The 17,715-nt window shown below is 66.0% G+C and carries 17 protein-coding genes; 7 read left to right on the top strand and 10 right to left on the bottom strand.

The genetic code is table 11. The features are described from left to right. Positions 1-93 precede the first annotated feature (93 nt). On the bottom strand, positions 94-927 hold the full coding sequence (locus E3T43_RS13970; RefSeq protein ID WP_134472880.1) for an arginase family protein: 834 nt from the start codon (positions 925-927) through the stop codon (positions 94-96). A gap of 145 nt (positions 928-1,072) precedes the next feature. Then, entirely contained in the window at positions 1,073-1,804 is a 732-nt protein-coding gene (locus E3T43_RS13965) for a PspA/IM30 family protein (RefSeq protein ID WP_134472879.1), read from the bottom strand. A gap of 218 nt (positions 1,805-2,022) precedes the next feature. Between E3T43_RS13965 and E3T43_RS13960 the strand changes: the two genes are divergently transcribed. Further along, a complete protein-coding gene (locus E3T43_RS13960; protein WP_134472878.1) occupies positions 2,023-2,796 on the top strand; it encodes a gamma-glutamyl-gamma-aminobutyrate hydrolase family protein in 774 nt (257 codons plus the stop codon). Between the two features lie 424 nt (positions 2,797-3,220). Here E3T43_RS13960 and E3T43_RS13955 read toward each other — a convergent pair whose 3' ends face one another. Beyond that, positions 3,221-3,481, bottom strand: coding sequence for a hypothetical protein (locus E3T43_RS13955; protein WP_134472877.1), 261 nt, complete (start codon positions 3,479-3,481; stop codon positions 3,221-3,223). 228 nt (positions 3,482-3,709) lie between these two features. Between E3T43_RS13955 and E3T43_RS13950 the strand changes: the two genes are divergently transcribed. Further along, positions 3,710-4,216: a hypothetical protein gene (locus E3T43_RS13950; RefSeq protein ID WP_241978999.1), complete on the top strand. Its 507-nt coding sequence runs from the start codon at positions 3,710-3,712 to the stop codon at positions 4,214-4,216. Between the two features lie 38 nt (positions 4,217-4,254). Here E3T43_RS13950 and E3T43_RS13945 read toward each other — a convergent pair whose 3' ends face one another. The 7 genes from E3T43_RS13945 to E3T43_RS13915 all read right to left on the bottom strand — a co-directional run bounded on the left by E3T43_RS13945 (position 4,255) and on the right by E3T43_RS13915 (position 11,598). After that, positions 4,255-5,220 carry an FHA domain-containing protein gene (locus tag E3T43_RS13945; RefSeq protein WP_241978998.1) on the bottom strand — a complete coding sequence of 322 codons (966 nt, stop codon included), beginning with the start codon at positions 5,218-5,220 and terminating at the stop codon, positions 4,255-4,257. A 2-nt stretch (positions 5,221-5,222) separates the two neighbouring features. Beyond that, complete coding sequence (locus E3T43_RS13940; protein WP_134467525.1) at positions 5,223-5,474, bottom strand: hypothetical protein; 252 nt, start codon at positions 5,472-5,474, stop codon at positions 5,223-5,225. 166 nt (positions 5,475-5,640) lie between these two features. After that, entirely contained in the window at positions 5,641-5,919 is a 279-nt protein-coding gene (locus E3T43_RS13935) for an HPr family phosphocarrier protein (protein ID WP_092451256.1), read from the bottom strand. 44 nt (positions 5,920-5,963) lie between these two features. Further along, positions 5,964-7,694 carry a phosphoenolpyruvate--protein phosphotransferase gene (gene ptsP / locus E3T43_RS13930; protein ID WP_255454211.1) on the bottom strand — a complete coding sequence of 577 codons (1,731 nt, stop codon included), beginning with the start codon at positions 7,692-7,694 and terminating at the stop codon, positions 5,964-5,966. Between the two features lie 96 nt (positions 7,695-7,790). Further along, complete coding sequence (locus tag E3T43_RS13925) at positions 7,791-9,815, bottom strand: fructose-specific PTS transporter subunit EIIC (protein WP_134472875.1); 2,025 nt, start codon at positions 9,813-9,815, stop codon at positions 7,791-7,793. Further along, on the bottom strand, positions 9,812-10,813 hold the full coding sequence (locus tag E3T43_RS13920; protein ID WP_134441698.1) for a 1-phosphofructokinase family hexose kinase: 1,002 nt from the start codon (positions 10,811-10,813) through the stop codon (positions 9,812-9,814). The genes E3T43_RS13925 and E3T43_RS13920 overlap by 4 nt, the downstream gene beginning before the upstream one ends. Next, a complete protein-coding gene (locus E3T43_RS13915) occupies positions 10,810-11,598 on the bottom strand; it encodes a DeoR/GlpR family DNA-binding transcription regulator (RefSeq protein ID WP_092451250.1) in 789 nt (262 codons plus the stop codon). The genes E3T43_RS13920 and E3T43_RS13915 overlap by 4 nt, the downstream gene beginning before the upstream one ends. A gap of 175 nt (positions 11,599-11,773) precedes the next feature. On the opposite strand from E3T43_RS13915, the gene E3T43_RS13910 reads away from it, so the two are divergent. The 5 genes from E3T43_RS13910 to E3T43_RS13890 all read left to right on the top strand — a co-directional run bounded on the left by E3T43_RS13910 (position 11,774) and on the right by E3T43_RS13890 (position 17,622). After that, positions 11,774-12,955, top strand: a complete 1,182-nt coding sequence (locus tag E3T43_RS13910; protein WP_134472874.1) for an exonuclease SbcCD subunit D — start codon at positions 11,774-11,776, stop codon at positions 12,953-12,955. After that, positions 12,952-15,984 carry an AAA family ATPase gene (locus E3T43_RS13905; RefSeq protein ID WP_134472873.1) on the top strand — a complete coding sequence of 1,011 codons (3,033 nt, stop codon included), beginning with the start codon at positions 12,952-12,954 and terminating at the stop codon, positions 15,982-15,984. Before E3T43_RS13910 ends, E3T43_RS13905 begins: the two co-directional genes overlap by 4 nt. A 117-nt stretch (positions 15,985-16,101) precedes the next feature. Next, positions 16,102-16,653, top strand: coding sequence for a hypothetical protein (locus E3T43_RS13900; RefSeq protein WP_134472872.1), 552 nt, complete (start codon positions 16,102-16,104; stop codon positions 16,651-16,653). A 346-nt stretch (positions 16,654-16,999) separates the two neighbouring features. Then, a complete protein-coding gene (locus E3T43_RS13895; RefSeq protein ID WP_092451242.1) occupies positions 17,000-17,329 on the top strand; it encodes a hypothetical protein in 330 nt (109 codons plus the stop codon). Next, on the top strand, positions 17,326-17,622 hold the full coding sequence (locus tag E3T43_RS13890) for a hypothetical protein (RefSeq protein WP_134472871.1): 297 nt from the start codon (positions 17,326-17,328) through the stop codon (positions 17,620-17,622). The genes E3T43_RS13895 and E3T43_RS13890 overlap by 4 nt, the downstream gene beginning before the upstream one ends. Positions 17,623-17,715 lie beyond the last annotated feature (93 nt).

The following is a 17,715-nucleotide window of genomic DNA, read 5'->3' as shown; positions in this document are numbered from 1 at the left end:
TTGGCTACCGCGCCAGCAACACCCAACCCACGCCGAGACATGGACCCGTATTCCGCGGCATCAAGCCGAAATAGGCGTTACTGACTCACGCTCCTAGCGGGTGAGTGCCCCGATGATGCGCAGGATGCTCGGCAGATCATCGGTCGCCGCCTCGGGGGAGGCCGGCGCGAACCCGGTGATCGTCGCTCCGGCGAGGGTGAAATCAGCGCGCAGGGCGGTGATCGCTTTACCGAGTTCGGCCACGCTCAACCCGAACGGAATCAGGTCATTCAGGCCGCCAAGAGCTGACGGATCGAGCACATCCAGGTCGATGTGCACGAAGACGTGCTTCGCGCCGATGGCAGCGACGGCCGCGACCAGGGCGGCCGGGTCGGTCAACTCGGAGCAGGACACGCTCACCAGGCCGCGCTCCTGCAGCAGAACGTCTTCGGCATCGTCGACATCGCGGATTCCGGCCAGCACGACGCGGTCGAGTGACACGCTGCTCGTGGCGGCGAGTTCCAGCTCGGCTGGCCCTTCGCCGCTGATCGCGCGCAGCACCATGCCGCAGAATCCGCCGGACGGTGAGGTCTCTGGCGTGTGCAGGTCGGGGTGGGCGTCGAACCAGACGACGGCCAGGTCACCCGGATGCGTGCGCGCCGCGTGCTCGACAGCGGTGAGGGCAATGCCGCAGTCGCCGCCGATGGAGAGCGCCCAATCGGCCGTGTCCTTCAAAACAGCGGTGTGGCGTTCCCGCACCTGCTGGATCGCGGAGAACCGGTGCACCCCGGTATCGAGCGCGTCACCGGCCTCGACCGGCACGTCGACCAGACGCGTGGCCGAAAAGGGCAGGTCGCCTTGAATGGCCGCCGCCCCGTCGACCAGGCGCATTGCGCGCGGAGAAATCGAACCCTGCCACTGCGGTACTACAACGAAGGTGGGAGCCATACCTCAGTATGGCGCAGCGGCCGGGGCCAACAACATCCGCTTCGCCGAGAGCGAATTTCTCGCCGGGCTCGCCGGCCAGGTCCTGAGTGGACAACTTTGGTGGGTGCCACCGGGGTGTCACCCACCAAAGTTGTCCACTGAACGCTCAGCGCTCGAGGGCGGCGGTGTTTCCGGCTTTCAGGGCCGCGAGGCGGGCATCCACTTCGGTGAGCTCGCCGAGGTCGTCGAGGCTTTCGAACTGGGCGTCGAGGCTCGACGCGGCGAGCTCCTGCGCGCCGCGAACCCGGGCTTCTTCGCGACGAATCTTGTCCTCGAAGCGGTTGACCTCGCTTGTCGGATCCATCATGTCGATGCTCTTGACGGCATCCATCACCTGTGCCTGCGCCTTGGCGGTCTTGGAGCGCGCGACGAGCTCTGCACGCTTGTTGGTGAGTTGCACCAACTTCTCTTTCATGGCGTTCAGGCCGGTCTTGAGCTGGTTGACGACGGCGGTCTGGGCCTGAATCTGCGGCTCCGCGGTCTTCGCTTCCTTCTCCGAGGTGAGCTGGCGACCCAGCGCGACCTTGGCGAGGTTGTCGAACTTGTCGGCGTCGGCAGCGTTGCCGACCAGGCGCAGCTCGTCGGCTTTGCGGCTCGCGGCCAGGGCCTTGTCGCCCCACTCCACGGCGGCTTCCTGGTCTTCGCGGTAGTCGTCTTCGAGCAGCCGCAGGTTGCCGATGGTCTCGGCGATCGCGCTCTCGGCGTCGGAGATGCTGCTCGAGAAGTCGCGCACCATCTGGTCGAGCATCTTGGCGGGGTCTTCCGCCGAGTCGAGGATGGCGTTGATGTTCGCCTTCGCGAGCTGGGAAATACGGCCGAAGATGGACTGCTTGGTCATTCGGGTGTCCCTTCCAAAGGAGTCGTCCTGGTCGAGCTGACCCGCCAGGAAAGTGCGTGCATGACCAAAGTTTAGGGTGACCGGCAGAGGCGAGTCTGGGAACCTCAGGAAATCCGTGCGATTGCGATGTTGCCCTGTGTTACAGGGCAACTCGCGTACTACGGGCCTGCCGCCCACAATGGAATCAGGACAGCAATGCGACAGGACGGGAGCCCGGCATGAACCAAGAATTCACGAACCGGATGCTCGTCGTCGTCGAGGTTACCGGAGCGCGCCCCGACCGCCCCGCCTATCACGCCAAGGTGCAGGTGCTCAATTCGCGCGTCGCCGCCGATGCCGAAACCGCCGGCTGGGCCGTCACCCGGGTTGCCGCTGCCGACGTCACACCGGTCGAACTGCTGCGCATCACAGCGGATGCCGACGCCCTCATTATCGTCGGCGGCGAAGACGTCACGCCCCACTTCTACGGCGGCGCTACCGGCTACGAGGGTGAGACGGCGCACTTCGCGGTCGCCGACGAGGGCCAGATAGCCCTGGTGCAGCGTGCCCTCCTGGTCGGCACCCCGTTGCTGGGCATCTGCCGCGGCCTGCAGATCATCAATGTCGCCCTCGGCGGCAATCTGGTGCAGCACATTGATGACGGCATTCACAAAAACATCGACGTGCCGATCGACCAGATTCTCTCCACCCACGACGTCGTCCTGGCCGAAGGCAGCACCCTGGCCGCCAGCCTCGGCCGCATCGACATCTCGGTGCAGAGCGCCCACCACCAGATCGTCGACCGCCTCGGCGCCGGACTTGTGGCCGCCGCGCACGCCTCCGATGGCCTGATCGAAGCCCTCGAGCACGAGAGTGCTCCGATCACCGGTGTGCAGTGGCACCCCGAAGCGCCCGACTCCCCGGTCGATCAGCTCGCCCGGCTTCTGACCGGTCTGGCCGAGCAGCACGAGGCGCGCTCGTTGCGCGTCGACGCCCCCGCGCTCGCCGCGTAACCGGCCGGGGTCAGCATCCGCTGAACGACCCACGCTGGTCTCGGGATCGCCACCAATTCGTTGGCCGATCCTGCCGAGACCGCCATGGCACGGCCCTCGCGGCGCCGCGGAACCGAAAAAGCCCCGGCACTTCTCGCCTGGGGGGAGGTGAGAAATATGCCGGGGCTTTACGTGGAGTGGGGGAACTCCGTGTGTAACGGTACGGGGCATGGCCTGAGAAGAGGCTGATAAAAAACAAAAAAGAGTCTACCCCCGCGCCAGAATGAGATCTCCCGGTCGGCCGGTTTGTTACGCATCCGATGCAACGCGTCGAGCGCACAGCGGTCGGCTGACTGAACTGAACCGAGGCCGCCGTTCCAAAAACGAGGCGGTGCCGACCCGGGTAGGGAGTCGACACCGCCTCGGATGCTCGAGTCGGCTGGTGTCAGGCAGCCTGGTGCTTGGCGGCCTGGCGCACGCCGGCGCGGTTTTTGGCGGCCTGGTGTTCGGTGGCCTGGTGTTCGGTGGCACTGACAGCGCTTGTAGAGTGGCTCCAGGCGAGGAGTTCGGCCTGCGCCCGCTTACGGCTCGCAGCGGTCTGTTTGGGGGGAACCGGAACGATCATTCGGGAGCCCGGGCAGTCCTTGGAGGAATTGGCCAGGGAATGGTAGGTCGCGAAGCGGGTATCCGACGTGATCCACACCATTTGTTGGCATTCGGGGCACTCTGTCTGCAACATTTTCACGATTGTCCGTTCCATCGCCGACTCCGGGTAATCGGTTCGATAATTCCAACCTAGCGGGGATAGACAGCGTGATGTCCTCCCCGTGATGGGGACAGCAGGAAACGCCAAACGGTGGTATTTTACTCCGGCAAGCGCTTCCGCTCATTCTGATTTCCCCGCCCGCAAGAGCCGATGAAGTGGAGATACGCCTTGAACATTGATTGGGAATTCAACGGACTGCCGCTTCACGTGCTGATCGTGCACGCGGTCGTGATCGTGGTGCCACTCGCCGCTCTGTGCGCGCTGCTCACCGCGTTCTGGCCGGCCGCTCGGCGGCGATTGGGCATCGTGACGCCCCTGGTGGCCCTGGCAGCGCTCGTGCTGGTTCCGCTCGCCGTGCAGGCGGGGGAGTGGCTGCAGTCCCGGCTGGTCAACGTGACCCCGTTGCTCGGCACGCACACCTCGCTCGGCAACACGCTGCTGCCGTGGGTGATTGCCCTGTTCCTCGTGGCGGCACTGCAGTGGTTTTGGTACCGCTACGTGACCGCCGAGGGCGCCCGTTTCGCATCCGCTCTGCCACACCGCACCGGACGCCTCGCGGCCACCATTGTTCTTGATCTTGTGGTTCTGGTCAGCGCGCTTGGATCGGTCGTCACGGTCGCGCTTATCGGGGAATCTGGTTCGAGAGCGGTCTGGACCGACCTTTTCACCTCGTGAGGGTGCCGCATCGAACGTGCGACACCCTCACGCGCCCCTCAGGCCCGCGGCCTGGGCGGCTGCGGCTTCTGGAATGCCAGCTCCCCGCCAACGCGCCCGCCAAACGGCCGGCCGTGGTCGGCGAATTCCTCCCGAAAGTAGCCCATGCGCCACGGGCCCATTTCGAGCCGCGACCCGGTGCGCAGAATCTGGCTGTTCCCGGTGCCTCCCTCGGCCGGCCGAGAGCTGCTCGCGACGTCACCCATCGCAAACAGAACGTACTCATCGTTGTCATCGTGGCGAATTTCGGCGTGCAGCGGTTTCAACCCGGGCAATTGCAGGTCGGCATCCGCGGACGAGCCGATCGTCGTCACGCCCGGCAGTAGATCGAATTCCCGGGGCATCTGCCCGTTCCAGTTCTCCGAGCCCACGACGAAGATGAGGCGGGGTCGCCCGCTTCCCGGCGTGTAGTGCGTTGTGGTGATCTTTCGCCGGCGGTGTCGATCAAAGGTCGGTGCGAGCGGAAACACCGTCGATGGCGGCAGCGGAATGGCAACCGGCATGCGTGCACGCCCGCGCATTCGTGCCTGCACGAGCGGCCCGAGGGCGTTTCGGGACCCGAGCAAGATGTGCGGTGACCGCGTCAACAGCCGTTGCGAAACGGATGCCTGTACGTCGCCGAGACGCGCAATCAGCCCGATCGGGCCCGTGATGGAGACGGTCAGACCGCGGGAGGCCAATTCGGCAGCCAGCGCGCGCAGCGGTTCCAGATTGAGCGCACGCCCCTGCACGAACATTTCCGGGTTACTAGTGAAGACGGTGATCTCCGTGCCGTTGGCGGTCACCGTGCCCTGCATGGCATCCGCTGACCCAAAGGAATCGCCGAACTCTGCTCCGGTCGAATCCGCACCGGAGGAAGCTTTCGACGCACCGACCGCACCCGTCGGTTCGACCAGGGAAAAGGCGAGATCGATGTGCAGACTCACCGGGGAGCCAGCCAGTGTTGAGCTCGCCGAGGAGCTCACGATCAGCCCCGAAACGGATCGGAGCCGAGCGACTTCTCGTCGCTCGTGGTTACCCGCAGGGTGCCGTTGAGCTTCCAGATGGCCCGGGGAGCATCGGGGCCGATGTCACGGGGAACTTCGACGACCATATCGATGAAACTGTAGTTGATGGCCGCACCCTTACCGGTGAGGTACGACCACATTTCCTGGCCGAGATCCGCCCAGTCCTTGATGGTGTGCTCCTCGGATTCAGGGGTGCTCTCAACGTTGCCCAGGTACGTCTGTCGTTCAGTCACGGTAGGTTCCTTTTCGCTCGCACAGATGGTGGTGCAGGTACCGGCAGTGCGCCGGTCTCGCGCGGGCACAGCGTCCGCGAGATTTATCTAGCGTAGTTACCTAGTTGCGTGCGGTAAAGGATTGTCCCCAAACGGGGAACGGGTATTATTCGGCGTCGAGATCCGTCTCCAGAATCTTGACCAGGGAATCGAGAGCCTCGTCGGCGCCTTCGCCGTCGGCACGCAGCACGACGGTATCGCCGTTGGAGGCGCCGAGACTCATAATGGAGAGGATGCTCGACGCGTCCATGGCATCCTCGGCTGGCTCGCCGGCCATGGCGATGGTGACCTCGAGGGGCAACTCACCGACCGCGGCGACAAAGATTCCGGCGGGGCGGGCGTGCAGGCCTACGCGGCTTGCGATGACAGCGGTTCGTTCAGACATGGGGTCCTCCAGGGTAAGCAGTGTTGACAAAGAGTGAGGGCAGATTACAAACCCAGCGTATTAAGTATGGGGAGTTTCTCGCGAACGATTCGACGGGCATCCGTTGCTGAATGTGATTTGAGGGCCAGGGCGGCCAGTTGCTGCGCCTCGGGCAGCGTCACGCTCGCGAGCACGGCGGCGACGGCGGAGAGGGCCCGTGCGGTCATGGACAGCGTCGAGACGCCGAGTCCGACCAGCACCACCGCGAGGGCGGGGTCGGCGGCAGCTTCACCGCAGACCCCAACCGGCTTGTCGTTGCCCTCGTCGCGCGAACCGGCCACGGTCAGGCGGATCAATTGCAGCACTGCTGGCTGCCACGGCGTGTTGAGGGCCGCGAGTGGGCCGAGCTGGCGGTCGGCGGCCATGGCGTACTGGGTCAGGTCATTGGTACCGAGGCTGACGAAGTCGACGTGTTCGAGAATGCTCGCGGCGGTGAGCGCGGCCGAGGGGACCTCGACCATGACGCCGGGTGTCGTGAGCCCCGCCGCGGCGCAGAGGCCGGCGAAATGTTCGGCTTCCTCGGCGGTGGAGATCATCGGCGCCATCACCCAGACCTGCGCCTCGGTGCCGTCGGCTGCCTGCGCGATGGCCTGGAGCTGACGCTCGAGCACTCCGGGGGAGGTGAAATCGGTGCGGTAGCCGCGCACGCCGAGGGCGGGATTCGGCTCGGAGGCATCGGTCAGAAACGGCAGCGGTTTGTCGGCGCCGGCGTCGAGGGTGCGCACGACGACCTTCTTGCCGGGGAACGCGTCGAACACGCCGCGGTAGGCCTCGACCTGTTCGGCGATGGTGGGTTCGGTGTCACGTTCCAAGAAGCAGAATTCGGTGCGCAGCAGGCCGACGCCCTGGGCACCGGCGGCTGCGGCTTTGACTGCATCCTTGGCGCCGCCGACGTTGGAGAGTAGCGGAACCAGGTGGCCGTCTTTGAGGCGCCCGGTGCCGTCGAATACGGCCAGGGCGGCGGTGGTGGTCGCCCAGGCCTGGGCCAGGTCGATCTCGTCGGCACCGGGGTCGACCAGAATCGTTCCGGCCGCGCCGTCCACGAAGACGATGGTTCCGTCGGTCAAGCCTTCGACGCCGACAGCGGCGACCACGGCCGGCAGCCCAAGGGCGCGGGCGATGATGGCCGTGTGCGACTGGGGTCCGCCGCTCGAGGTGACGAGGGCGAGAACCTTCGCCGGGTCGAGAGTGGCGGTGTCGGCCGGCGCAAGATCCTCGCCGACCAGAATGAACGGCGTGTCCGAGTACGGGATTCCGGGGGCCGGAACGCCGCGCAGTTCGGCCACGATCCGGCCGCGCACATCGAGCACGTCGGTCGCCCGCTCGGCCATGTAACCGCCGAGGTTGTGCAGCATTTCGGCCACCGAGGCGGCCGCATCCCAGATCGCCCGTTCCGGTGAGGAACCGTTGGTGATGAGCTTGACAGCCGCCTTAACCAGCATCGGGTCGTTCGCCATCAGCGCCGTCGCCTCCAGCACCTCCCGGCCGGCGCCCGAAGCGCCGACCGAGCGAGCTGTGAGACTGGTTTGCACGGCCTTTGCTGCGACCCGCAGGGTAGCGGATGCCTCTTCCGGCGAGCTCCCCTCGGCCAGGCGTTCGCCCGCAGCGGGTTCACGCACGGGCTGGGGCATCAACAGGATGGAGCCGACGATACGGCCGGGGCTGACACCGACTCCGGTGAAGGTGCGGCCGGTTTCGGCCTGGTCGGTACTGGCCTTGCCTGAAAGCGTCTGCACGATCGTCCTCAATTCCTTGATCCCCAGCCTGCGGCTGGCGTCACTGTACTGCGTGGCATTCTTCGCGGGGAGTTCCCGCACGGGGTACTTTCCGGGTCAGGCGTTGACCGGGGCGGCGTCCACGACTGCGGGCTTGCGCACCGCGTAACGCTTGAGCCCGACCACGGCGAACGCTGATACCACAGTACCGATCGCAATGGCGAGCACGAACAGCAGGAAGTTGTCGATGGCGAAGAAGACGAACATTCCACCGTGCGGTGCCTTGCTCGTGATGTTCCAGGCCATGGACAGCCCGCCGGTGACCGCTGCGCCGAGCATGGCGGCCGGAATTACCCGGAACACGTCGGCAGCGGCGAACGGAATGGCGCCTTCGGAGATGAATGAGGCACCCAGCAGCCAGGCCGCCTTGCCGTTCTCACGCTCAGACAGGCTGAACAGCTTCTTGTCGATCACGGTGGCGAGGGCCATTGCGAGCGGCGGAACCATACCGGCGGCCATGACCGCGGCCATGATCTGCCACGGTGCCTGGTTGGCGAGGCTCGCCGCGCCGAGGCCGGCGACGGCGAACGAGTAGGCGACCTTGTTGACCGGACCGCCAAGGTCGAATGCCATCATGAGACCGAGAATGACGCCGAGAATCACAGCGGATGCCCCGGTCATGCCGTTCAGCCAATTGCCGAGTCCCACGGTGAGCAGCGCGATCGGACCGCCGAGCACGAGGAACATCAACCCGGACGCGACGATCGATGCGATCAGCGGAATGATCACGACGGGCATCAGGCTGCGCAGCCAGCGCGGAACGCTGATCCTGGCAATACTCATGGCGACGACACCAGCGAGCAGTCCGCCGACTATACCTCCGAGGAAGCCAGCACCCATGAAGCCGGCGACGGCGCCCGCGACGAAGCCGGGCGCGATACCGGGACGGTCGGCGATGGCGAAGGCGATGTAGCCGGCCAGTGCGGGAACAAGGAAGCCCATCGACAGGGCGCCGATCTTGAAGAAGACCGCGCCGAGGTAGGTGAGCATGCCACCGTCGGGCAGGTTGAACAGGCTGTTGTTGATCACGACGTCATCGGCGACCTCCGTGATTTCGTAGCCGCCGAGCAGAAAGCCCAGGGCGATCAGCAGGCCTCCGCCGGCGACGAACGGAATCATGTAGCTGACACCGGTGAGCAGCGCGCGCTTGAGCTTCTGGCCCAGGTGCTCGCTCTTCTCGTTCGATGCGCCGCCGAGATCGACGGTGCCGCTGACGCGACGGGCGTTCGGGTTGAGTGCGGCCGCGAGGGCTTCCTCGATCAGTCGGCCAGGTTCGTCGATGCCGCGCTTGACCGGGACGTTGATGACGGGCTTGCCGGCAAAACGTTCCCGGCCGCGCACGTCGACGTCGACGGCGAAGATGACGGCGTCGGCGGCAGCGATGACTGCCGGGTCGAGTGGGGTGACGCCAGCCGAACCCTGGGTTTCCACCTGCAGGTCAACGCCGACGGCCTTGGCAGCGGCCACGAGCGAGTCGGCGGCCATGTAGGTGTGCGCGATGCCGGTCGGGCAGGCGGTGACGGCGACGATGCGCCCCCTGCTGGTTGACTCGGCGCCGGACTGAGCCGGACCGGTGCCGGCGTTTGCGTTCTCGGCGGCACCGGCCGCGTGGGCGCCAGCTGCAACCGGAACCGGGGCGACGACGTTGCCCACGAGATCGACGATCTGCTGCGCGGTCGACGCGTCCCGAAGGGCCGCGGTGAAGTCCTTCTTCATGAGCGACCGGGCGAGCTTGGCCAGAATCTTCAGGTGTTCCTGGTCGGCGCCTTCCGGGGCCGCGATGAGAAAGACCAGGTCGGCGGGGCCGTCCTTCGACCCGAAATCGACCGGGGTCGACAGACGGGCCAGCGCGAGGGTGGGTTCCAACACGGCCGACGAACGGCAGTGCGGAATGGCGAGGCCACCCGGAATGCCGGTGGCGGTCTTCGCTTCGCGAGCGAGGGCATCCGCGTACAACGCCTCGATCTCGGTGGCGCGACCTGACTCGACGACGAGCTCGGCCAGGCGCCGAATGACGTCCTTCGGCTCGCTGCCGAGATGGGTGTCCAGAGCAACGAGCTCCGGGGTAATCAGTTCACTCACTGGTCATCCTCCTTTGGATGTGCGGCCAGGACCGGCCGGGGGACCGATTCTGGGGCAAGGTCCGTCACGGTGACGGCGCTGGGGTTGGTTTGGTGCAGGGCGGGAACAGTCGAACCGGGTAGGGAGGCTGCGGCGGCGCCGTGGGCGGCGGCCTGGCGCAGGCGGTCGGGGGCGCTCGCGCCGAGGTTGCTTTGCAGCAGGTAACCGGCCAGGGCCGAGTCGCCGGCACCGACGGTGCTCACGGCGATCATCGGCGGCGTGGTCGCGAGCCAGCTGCCCTCGGCCGTGACGAGCACGGCGCCCTTCGCTCCGAGGGTGGCCAGCACGGCACCGACACCGCCTGCGATGAGCACGCGCGCCGCGTCGACGACAAGGTCGGGGTTTGCCTCGAGCGTGTCGCCGTCGAACAGGCCGCTCAACTCCGCGAGTTCCTCACCGTTGGGTTTGAGCAGATCGGGGTGGGCCAGCGCTGCTTTCGCCAGTGGGCCACCCGAAGAATCCACGGCCACTTTCGGTGCCGCCGAGCCGAGGCGTTCGCGCAGCTCGCGGATGATGCGGGCGTAGAAATCGTCGGGCACACCGGGCGGCACGGACCCGGCCAGCACCAGCCAGCTGGCGCCGGCCGACTGCTCGAGCACCAGGTCGACGAGGGCGTTTTGCTGGGCCGGGCTCAGTTCCGGTCCGGGTTCGTTGAGCTTGGTGGTCGTGCCGTCAGGTTCGGTGATCGCTACGTTGCTGCGCAGCGGTTTGCCGATGTGCAGGCCGAGGTGCGGAATGCCGTGGCTGGTCAGGGCGAGCAGCACCGGGTCGTCGGCGTCGCCGGGGAGGATGGCCAGGCTCGAGATGCCACTCGCTTCGAGGGCGCGGCAGATGTTGACGCCCTTGCCGCCGGGTTCGCCGTGGGCGGCGACGGCGCGTTGCACTTCGCCGCGGGCGAGCGGCCCGGCCAGTTCGATGGTGCGGTCGAGGCTCGGGTTGGGGGTCAGCGTGACGATCATGCGATCACCACGTCGACATCGGCTGCGGCCAGTGCTGCGGCAAGATCGGCGGATGGCGCGGCATCCGTTATCAAGGTGTCGATCGCTGCGAGGGCGGCGAAGGAGACCAGGGTCTCCTGGTCGAGCTTGCTGGAATCGGCGAGAACGACGACGCGCCGGGCTGCCCGGACGATCGCGGACTTGACCGCTGCTTCGACCGAGTCCGGGGTGCTGAGGCCGAAGGTCGCGCTGATGCCGTTGGTGCCGATGAAGGCGATGTCGGGGCGCAGCGCCGCGAGCTGGGCGACGGTGCCGGCACCGACGATCGCGCTGGTCAGCCCGCGCACCCGACCGCCGAGAATGTGCAGGTTGATGGCGTCGTTGCGGGAGAGTTTGGCGGCGATCGGAACGGCGTTGGTGATCACGAGCAGCTGGTCGCCGGCGACGGCGGGCGTCCAAGCGGCGAGGCGCTCGGCGAGGCGTTCGGTGGTGCTGCCGGAATCGAGCAAGATTGAGCCGGTTCGACTCGCGGGAATCATGCGCAGGGCTGCATCGGCAATGCGGGACTTCTCGTCGAGGCGTTGGGTCTGACGCTCGTCGAGGCTCGGCTCTGACAGGCTCAGGCGATCGATCGCGACGGCACCGCCGTGCACTCGGCGCAACTGGCGGGCGGCCTCGAGGGTGTCGAGGTCACGGCGCACGGTTTCGGCGGTGATGGTGAAACGCGCGGCGAGGTCGGTCACGGTGACCCGTCCCTCGGTTGCCACGAGTGCGGCGATCAAGAGTTGACGTTCTTCGGCGAACACGAATTGCCTCCTCGACGATGAGTGACACAGGTCACAAGAAGTTGGTTTCATTGACTTTAGCTGTGTTTATTTTTGTTTGTCAAGAAAAAACAAGATAAACAAAGAAATTGCCTCATTCGGGTGGAACGGATGCTGTCGGTCGGCCGTGTCGGTGGCCGACGGTAGCGTGAATGTTATGAAGATTCTGCACACCTCGGACTGGCACATCGGGCGCACCTTCCACACCCATTCGACCCTCGAACACCTGACGGTCGTGCTCGACGCCGTCGTTGCGGCGGTGCGCGAGCGAGGCGTCGACGTGGTCGTCGTGGCGGGCGACGTGTTTGACTCCGCCATGCCCTCGAAAGAGAGCTACGCGCTGCTGACGCGCGTCTTGCGGCGTCTGAAGGAGGCCGGGGCATCCGTTGTCATGACCAGCGGAAACCACGACTCGGCCACACGTCTGGGCTTTCAGGCCGAGTGGGCGGCGCTGGCCGGCATTCACGTGGTCACCCGGCCCGAGCAGTACCTCGAACCGATCACCATCAGTGATGAGCACGGGCCGGTGCACTTCTACGGCATTCCATTTCTGGAGCCCGTACTCATTCGACACCTGCACCCCGGCGAGCTGCTGAAAACGCACGAGCAGGTCCTGGATTTCGCCATGACGCAGATTCGGGCCGACCGGTCACTGCGCCGACTTACTGCGGGCGGCGGGCGCAGCGTGGTGCTCTCGCACTGCTTCGCCGCCGGAGTGACCCCGGCCACGGCGGCGAGCGATGTGGAGCGCGACATTACCGCCGGCGGCCTCGACGTCGTTCCGCTGAGCGTCTTCGACGGCTGTGACTACGTCGCGCTGGGGCACATCCACGGCCGGGCCACCCTCACCGACCGCGTACGCTATTCCGGGTCGCCACTGCACTACTCCTTCTCCGAGGTAGGCAAACCGCGGGGAGCCTGGCTGGTCGAACTCGATGCCTCCGGCCTCGGGCGGGTCGAGTGGGTCGACCTGCCGGTGCCGCGCCGACTGGCGGTGCTCACCGGCGAGCTCGCCGATCTGCTCGAAAATTCCAGCTACGCCGACAACGAGGGCGACTGGGTGAAGGCCATCCTCACCGATCAGGTGCGGCCGCTCGACGCCATGCGTGCGCTGCAGGGCCGGTTTGCGCACGCGGTGGCGCTCGAGCATCGCCCGGCGATTCGGGTCGACCCCGGCGATAACAGCTACGCCGAGCGCATTCGCGCGGCGACGAGTGACCCCGAGATCGTGGCCGGCTTCCTCTCTTTCGTGCGCAACGGCGTCGGACCGACCGAATTTGAGAGTGCGCTCGTCGCCGAACTGCTCACCGAGCAGTTCACCCGGGCGGTGAACTCGTGAAGATACTGCGGTTGCGGCTCGCCGGATTCGGCCCGTATAAAGACGAACAGCTCGTGGACTTCGAGCGCTTCGACAGTGACGGCATCTTTCTGATCTCCGGCAAGACCGGGGCCGGCAAATCGAGCATTCTCGACGCCATTTGTTTCGCCCTCTACAACCAGGTGCCGCGCTTCGATGGCAGCGAACTCAAGCTGCGCAGCGACCACTGCGAGGCTGGCGACCCGACCTTCGTCGAACTCGACTTCAGCGTCAACCAGTCCCGATATCGGCTGCGCCGCAGCCCGGCGTACGAACGACCCAAGAAGAATCAAGTCGGGGTCACCACGGCCGCGCCGACCGCCGTGCTGCAGGTTCTGGACGACGCCGACGGTTCCGATAGTGGCGGCTGGCGCGGAATAGCAGCCAAGCCCGGTGCCGTCGGGCACGAGCTTGACACCATTCTGCCGCTGAAGGTCGACCAGTTTCTGCAGGTGATTCTGCTCGCGCAGAATCGATTCCAACGATTCCTGCTCGCCAAGACCGAGGAGCGCCGCGCTGTCCTGCGCACCCTGTTCAACACCGGCCGCTTCGAACAGCTCGAGGCCGCGCTGATTCTGCGCCGCAAGGGATTGGACGAGCAGCTGGCGACGAGCCAGCGCGACCTCGAGCAAGACCAGACCGCTGCCGCACAGCTGCTCCGCGACGAGGGGCCGCTCGCCGCACCAACCGCTGGGTGGTTTGCCGCCGCCCAGCACGACCTCGCCGGGCAACTTGATGCTGCGACCATTGAGCAGGCGCGCACCGTGGCTGAACTGACCGCCGCGACCGACCGGCACCAGTCCCTGCTGCAGACCGAGCAGCGTCAGCTGCGTCGATCCGCTGCCGCCAGTGCTCTGGCCGCACTCGACTCCCGGCAGGACGACATCGTGCGGGAGCGCTCCGATCTGCAAAACGCCGCGCGTGCGGCCCGAGTCTGGCCGCAGGTTCGGGCGCGCCACGAGGCCGCCAGTGCACTCGCGGCGGCCGAGAGCGCCCTGGCCGCCGCACAGGCGCAGCGCGCGGGCGATCGCCCGGCCGAGATTGCGGGTGCGGGTGCTGGAGCTGCGGGTCGTTCGCGATCGGATGTGGCTTCCCCGGAAACGCTCGGGCAGCTTCAGCTGGTCATTGACGGGCTGCTCGGTCGCCTTGGTGCGCTCGAAGATGCCCTCGCCGACGAGCTCGCCCTCCCCGGGCTCGACAACGAGATCGCCGAGCTACTGATCGAACAGCTGGAAGGCACTCGCGCGCTCGATGCTGCCCGTGCCCAGGCCGATGCTTTGCCCGAACAAATCGAGGCAATCACCGCGGAGTACTCCGCGGCACAGCTCGCGGCTGCTCGTCAGCCCGACACGATGATTGCCCTCGACCGCGCCACCCTGACCCTGGAGGCCGCGCAGACTGTCACGCGGCTTGGTAGCGTCCTGCTCACCGCGCAGCAGGCCGAGTTGACCGCGAGCGGCGACAACGCCGACGCGGCCGCGCACTACGAGAGCGTGCTCGCTCGTCGCTTCTCGGGATTCGCCGCTGAGCTCGCCACCCGGCTGGTCACCGGGGACGCCTGCGCGGTGTGCGGGTCAACGGCACACCCCCAGCCAGCCCTCGGCCACGATGATCCGGTCACCACCCACGATCTGAACACCGCGCGCAGCACGGTCACCGACCGGCAGGGTCAGCTCCTCGTGGCCCAGAACGCAGTGCAATCGGTCGATCTGCGTCTGGCTGAAGCCCGCGCCCTCACCAGCGGCCGCGACGCGGCCACGATCACTGCCGAGCACGACGCAGCAACTGCGGCGCACCGGCTGGCCGATCGGGCCACCGCGACTCTGCCCGATTTGCACGCCCGGCTCGCTCAACTGCAGTCCACGATGACCCGGGCGGCCACGAGCGTCGACCAACTACGCGGCCAACGCGATCAGGCCAGCACCGCTCATGCCTTCAAGGTCAGCCAGAGGGAGGCCATCTTCGGCCGGCTTGCCGCGCAACGCGGCGAGTTCGACAGTGTGCGCGGCCAGGCCGCTCACCTGCACGACGAACTGACCCAGGCCCGCACCCTCGCCACCGCACTGAGTGTGGTCGATGAGTGCGGCGCAGCCGAAGACGCCGCGCAGAGCCGCCTCGCCGCGCAATTGGCTGAGGAAGCCTTTACCGATGAAGCAGCAGCGCTCGCCGCGCGGCTCGACCAGCCCGAGATTGAGCGACGCACGAGTGCTCTGCGGGTGCATGACGACGGGCTGGCGGCAGCCCGCGCGACCCTGGCCCAGCCCGACCTCGCCGATCTACCCACGGAGCCCGTCGACGTAGTACCGGCCGCGGCTGCCGCTGCCGCTGCGAGCACGGCCCGTGATGCCGCGTTGACCTGGCAGAGTTCGCTGGTCGATCGCGCCGGGATCCTCTCGGCGATCGTGCGCCGGGTTGGATCGCTGTTCGCGGCATCCGCTCAGTTGCACGAGATGCAGCAGCAGGTGCGTCAGCTGGCCGACGTCGTGCACGGCGACGAACCCAACACCAAACGCATGCGACTGGAGAATTACGTGCTGGCCGCGCAGCTCGAGGAGATCGTGGCGGCCGCCAACATTCGGCTGCGCACCATGACGAGCGGCCGCTACACCCTTGAACACGATGACTCCCTGGCTTTCGGCGGGGCACGGTCGGGCCTGGGGCTCGCCATCCGCGACGAATACACCGGACGGGCCCGTCCAACGCACTCGCTGTCGGGCGGTGAGACATTTCTCGCCTCTCTGGCCCTCGCTCTGGGGCTCGCCGAGGTCGTGACCGGGCAGGCCGGCGGCGTCACCCTCGATACCCTCTTCGTCGATGAGGGCTTCGGCTCCCTCGACGGTGAAACCCTCGAGACGGCCATGAGTACGCTCGATTCCCTGCGTGCCGGGGGCCGCACCATCGGGCTGATCAGTCACGTCGATTCCATGAAGGAGCAGATCCCCGCGACTCTTCGCATCGTGGTGACCGATCGGGGCTTTAGCGAAATTGAGGGCGGTGACGCCATGGGGTGACCGGCGCCGCTGGGCGTGCCAATCGTTCGGGGTTGTCTTCAGGTATTGCCGATCTGGGGTGGCCCTGTCACCATCGGAGCGTTGCCGCAATGATGCGAGCCGCATTAGGGAGCCCGAATGAAAAAGATCCTCTATATCGACCTCGACAACACCCTCGTCAACGTGCAATCGGGAATCGACCGCCTGACCAACGCGGAATACAGCCGCTACGAAAAAAGACTCGATGAGGTGCCGGGCGTTTTCGCCCGGATGGAACCGATCAGCGGCGCGATAGAGGCCTTTCGCACCCTGGCGAAATCCTTTGACACCTATATTTTGTCGATGGCGCCGTGGGGCAACGCGAGTGCCTGGCAGCACAAGCTGGAGTGGGTACAGGAACATTTAGGAGCGGATTCGACCGGTCCGGCCTACAAGCGGCTGATCCTCTCGCACCACAAGCATTTGAATCGCGGAGACTTTCTGGTCGACGATGGCATGGCCGTCGGCGCTGACCGGTTCGAGGGGGAGCTGATCAAGTTTCTGACACCGAAGTTTCCGGACTGGCACACGGTCACGCGCTATCTGCTGGAGCGGGCCGAAACGCCGCTCCGTTCGGAGCCGCGCGCCAAGCGGGAATCCCGGTCGCTGCGCTCGAGTGATCTGCAGACCGTGGTGTCCTCGGCTCGGTGATTTTTCCCGGCGGAACAGTCAGCCACTAGGTGTTTTGGTGATTGAGCAGGTGCCCCCGGCGTTGTATATTAATGCTGTCTAGATCAGTCCGATCGCCCTACCGGCCGGACTGATCTTTCTGTGTGCGGTGGAATTTCACGGTGCGATCTGTCTGCGACCAGCGCCTGAACTCACCGTCACCAACCCTGAGAGACCTCTGTGGGCGCGAACTATACATCTTCTGAAAGTCCTGACTAGGGGTTTACCCACATGTAAATCTGGGGTAATCTCATTTTTTAGACGGGCAATGTCCTGCCAGGGTGTTTTACCCTCGCGAGTCAATGCCACCAGATGATTGGGTGACGACATGGTGGAACTGAAGTCGGATTTCGTTCCGATGGGCGAAGTGAGCGCCGATGAGCGCTCCAGAATGGCTTTTGGCAAGGCCGGCGTGCACCGTGATGATCGGTATGCCGTTGCGGTGAATGCCGAGGGTGAAATTCTTCTGACGCCGCTCGTGTCCATTCCCCGCCGGGAACTTCTGGTCTGGGATGACGAGGGCATTCGTGCCGCTCTGGTGCGTGGCCTCGAGCACAGTTCCAAGGACGAAACGAGTGAGGGCGGTGACTTCACGCGGTACGCCGAGGAAGACCACCCGCTCGAGGACGAGAACGCCTCCGCCGAGCCCCGGTCATGAGCTTTACGCTCCTGCTCACTCGGGAAGCGGCATCCGGACTCTCCATTCTGGAAGCGAAACCGCAACTGGTCGGCCGACTCAGGCGCGTGCGAACCGCGCTCGGTCGGCTGCAGCTGAACCCCGAAGATCCGGCCCTGCGCTCGCACAAATATGTGTCGCTCGCGGGCAAGAAGGGCGAGGCCGTCTGGGACTCCTACATTGAGCACCGCACGCCCACAGCCGGTCGCATCTACTGGCATTACGGACCAGGACTCGACCGCATAACCGTCGTGATCATCACGCCGCACCCCTAGCGGGAGTTTCCTAGCTATTTCCGGAACGCCAGATTGCGCTGAAGTCAATTCCAGTGCTGGTCTGGCGTTCTTCGGCGTGGTGGCGTGACTTTT

Origin of the sequence: Cryobacterium sp. Hh7, from assembly GCF_004403155.1 — a bacterium.
GTDB lineage: Bacteria > Actinomycetota > Actinomycetes > Actinomycetales > Microbacteriaceae > Cryobacterium > Cryobacterium levicorallinum.
The sequence above is the reverse complement of the archived record's forward strand: the minus strand, read 5'-3'. Positions and strand labels throughout refer to the sequence as shown.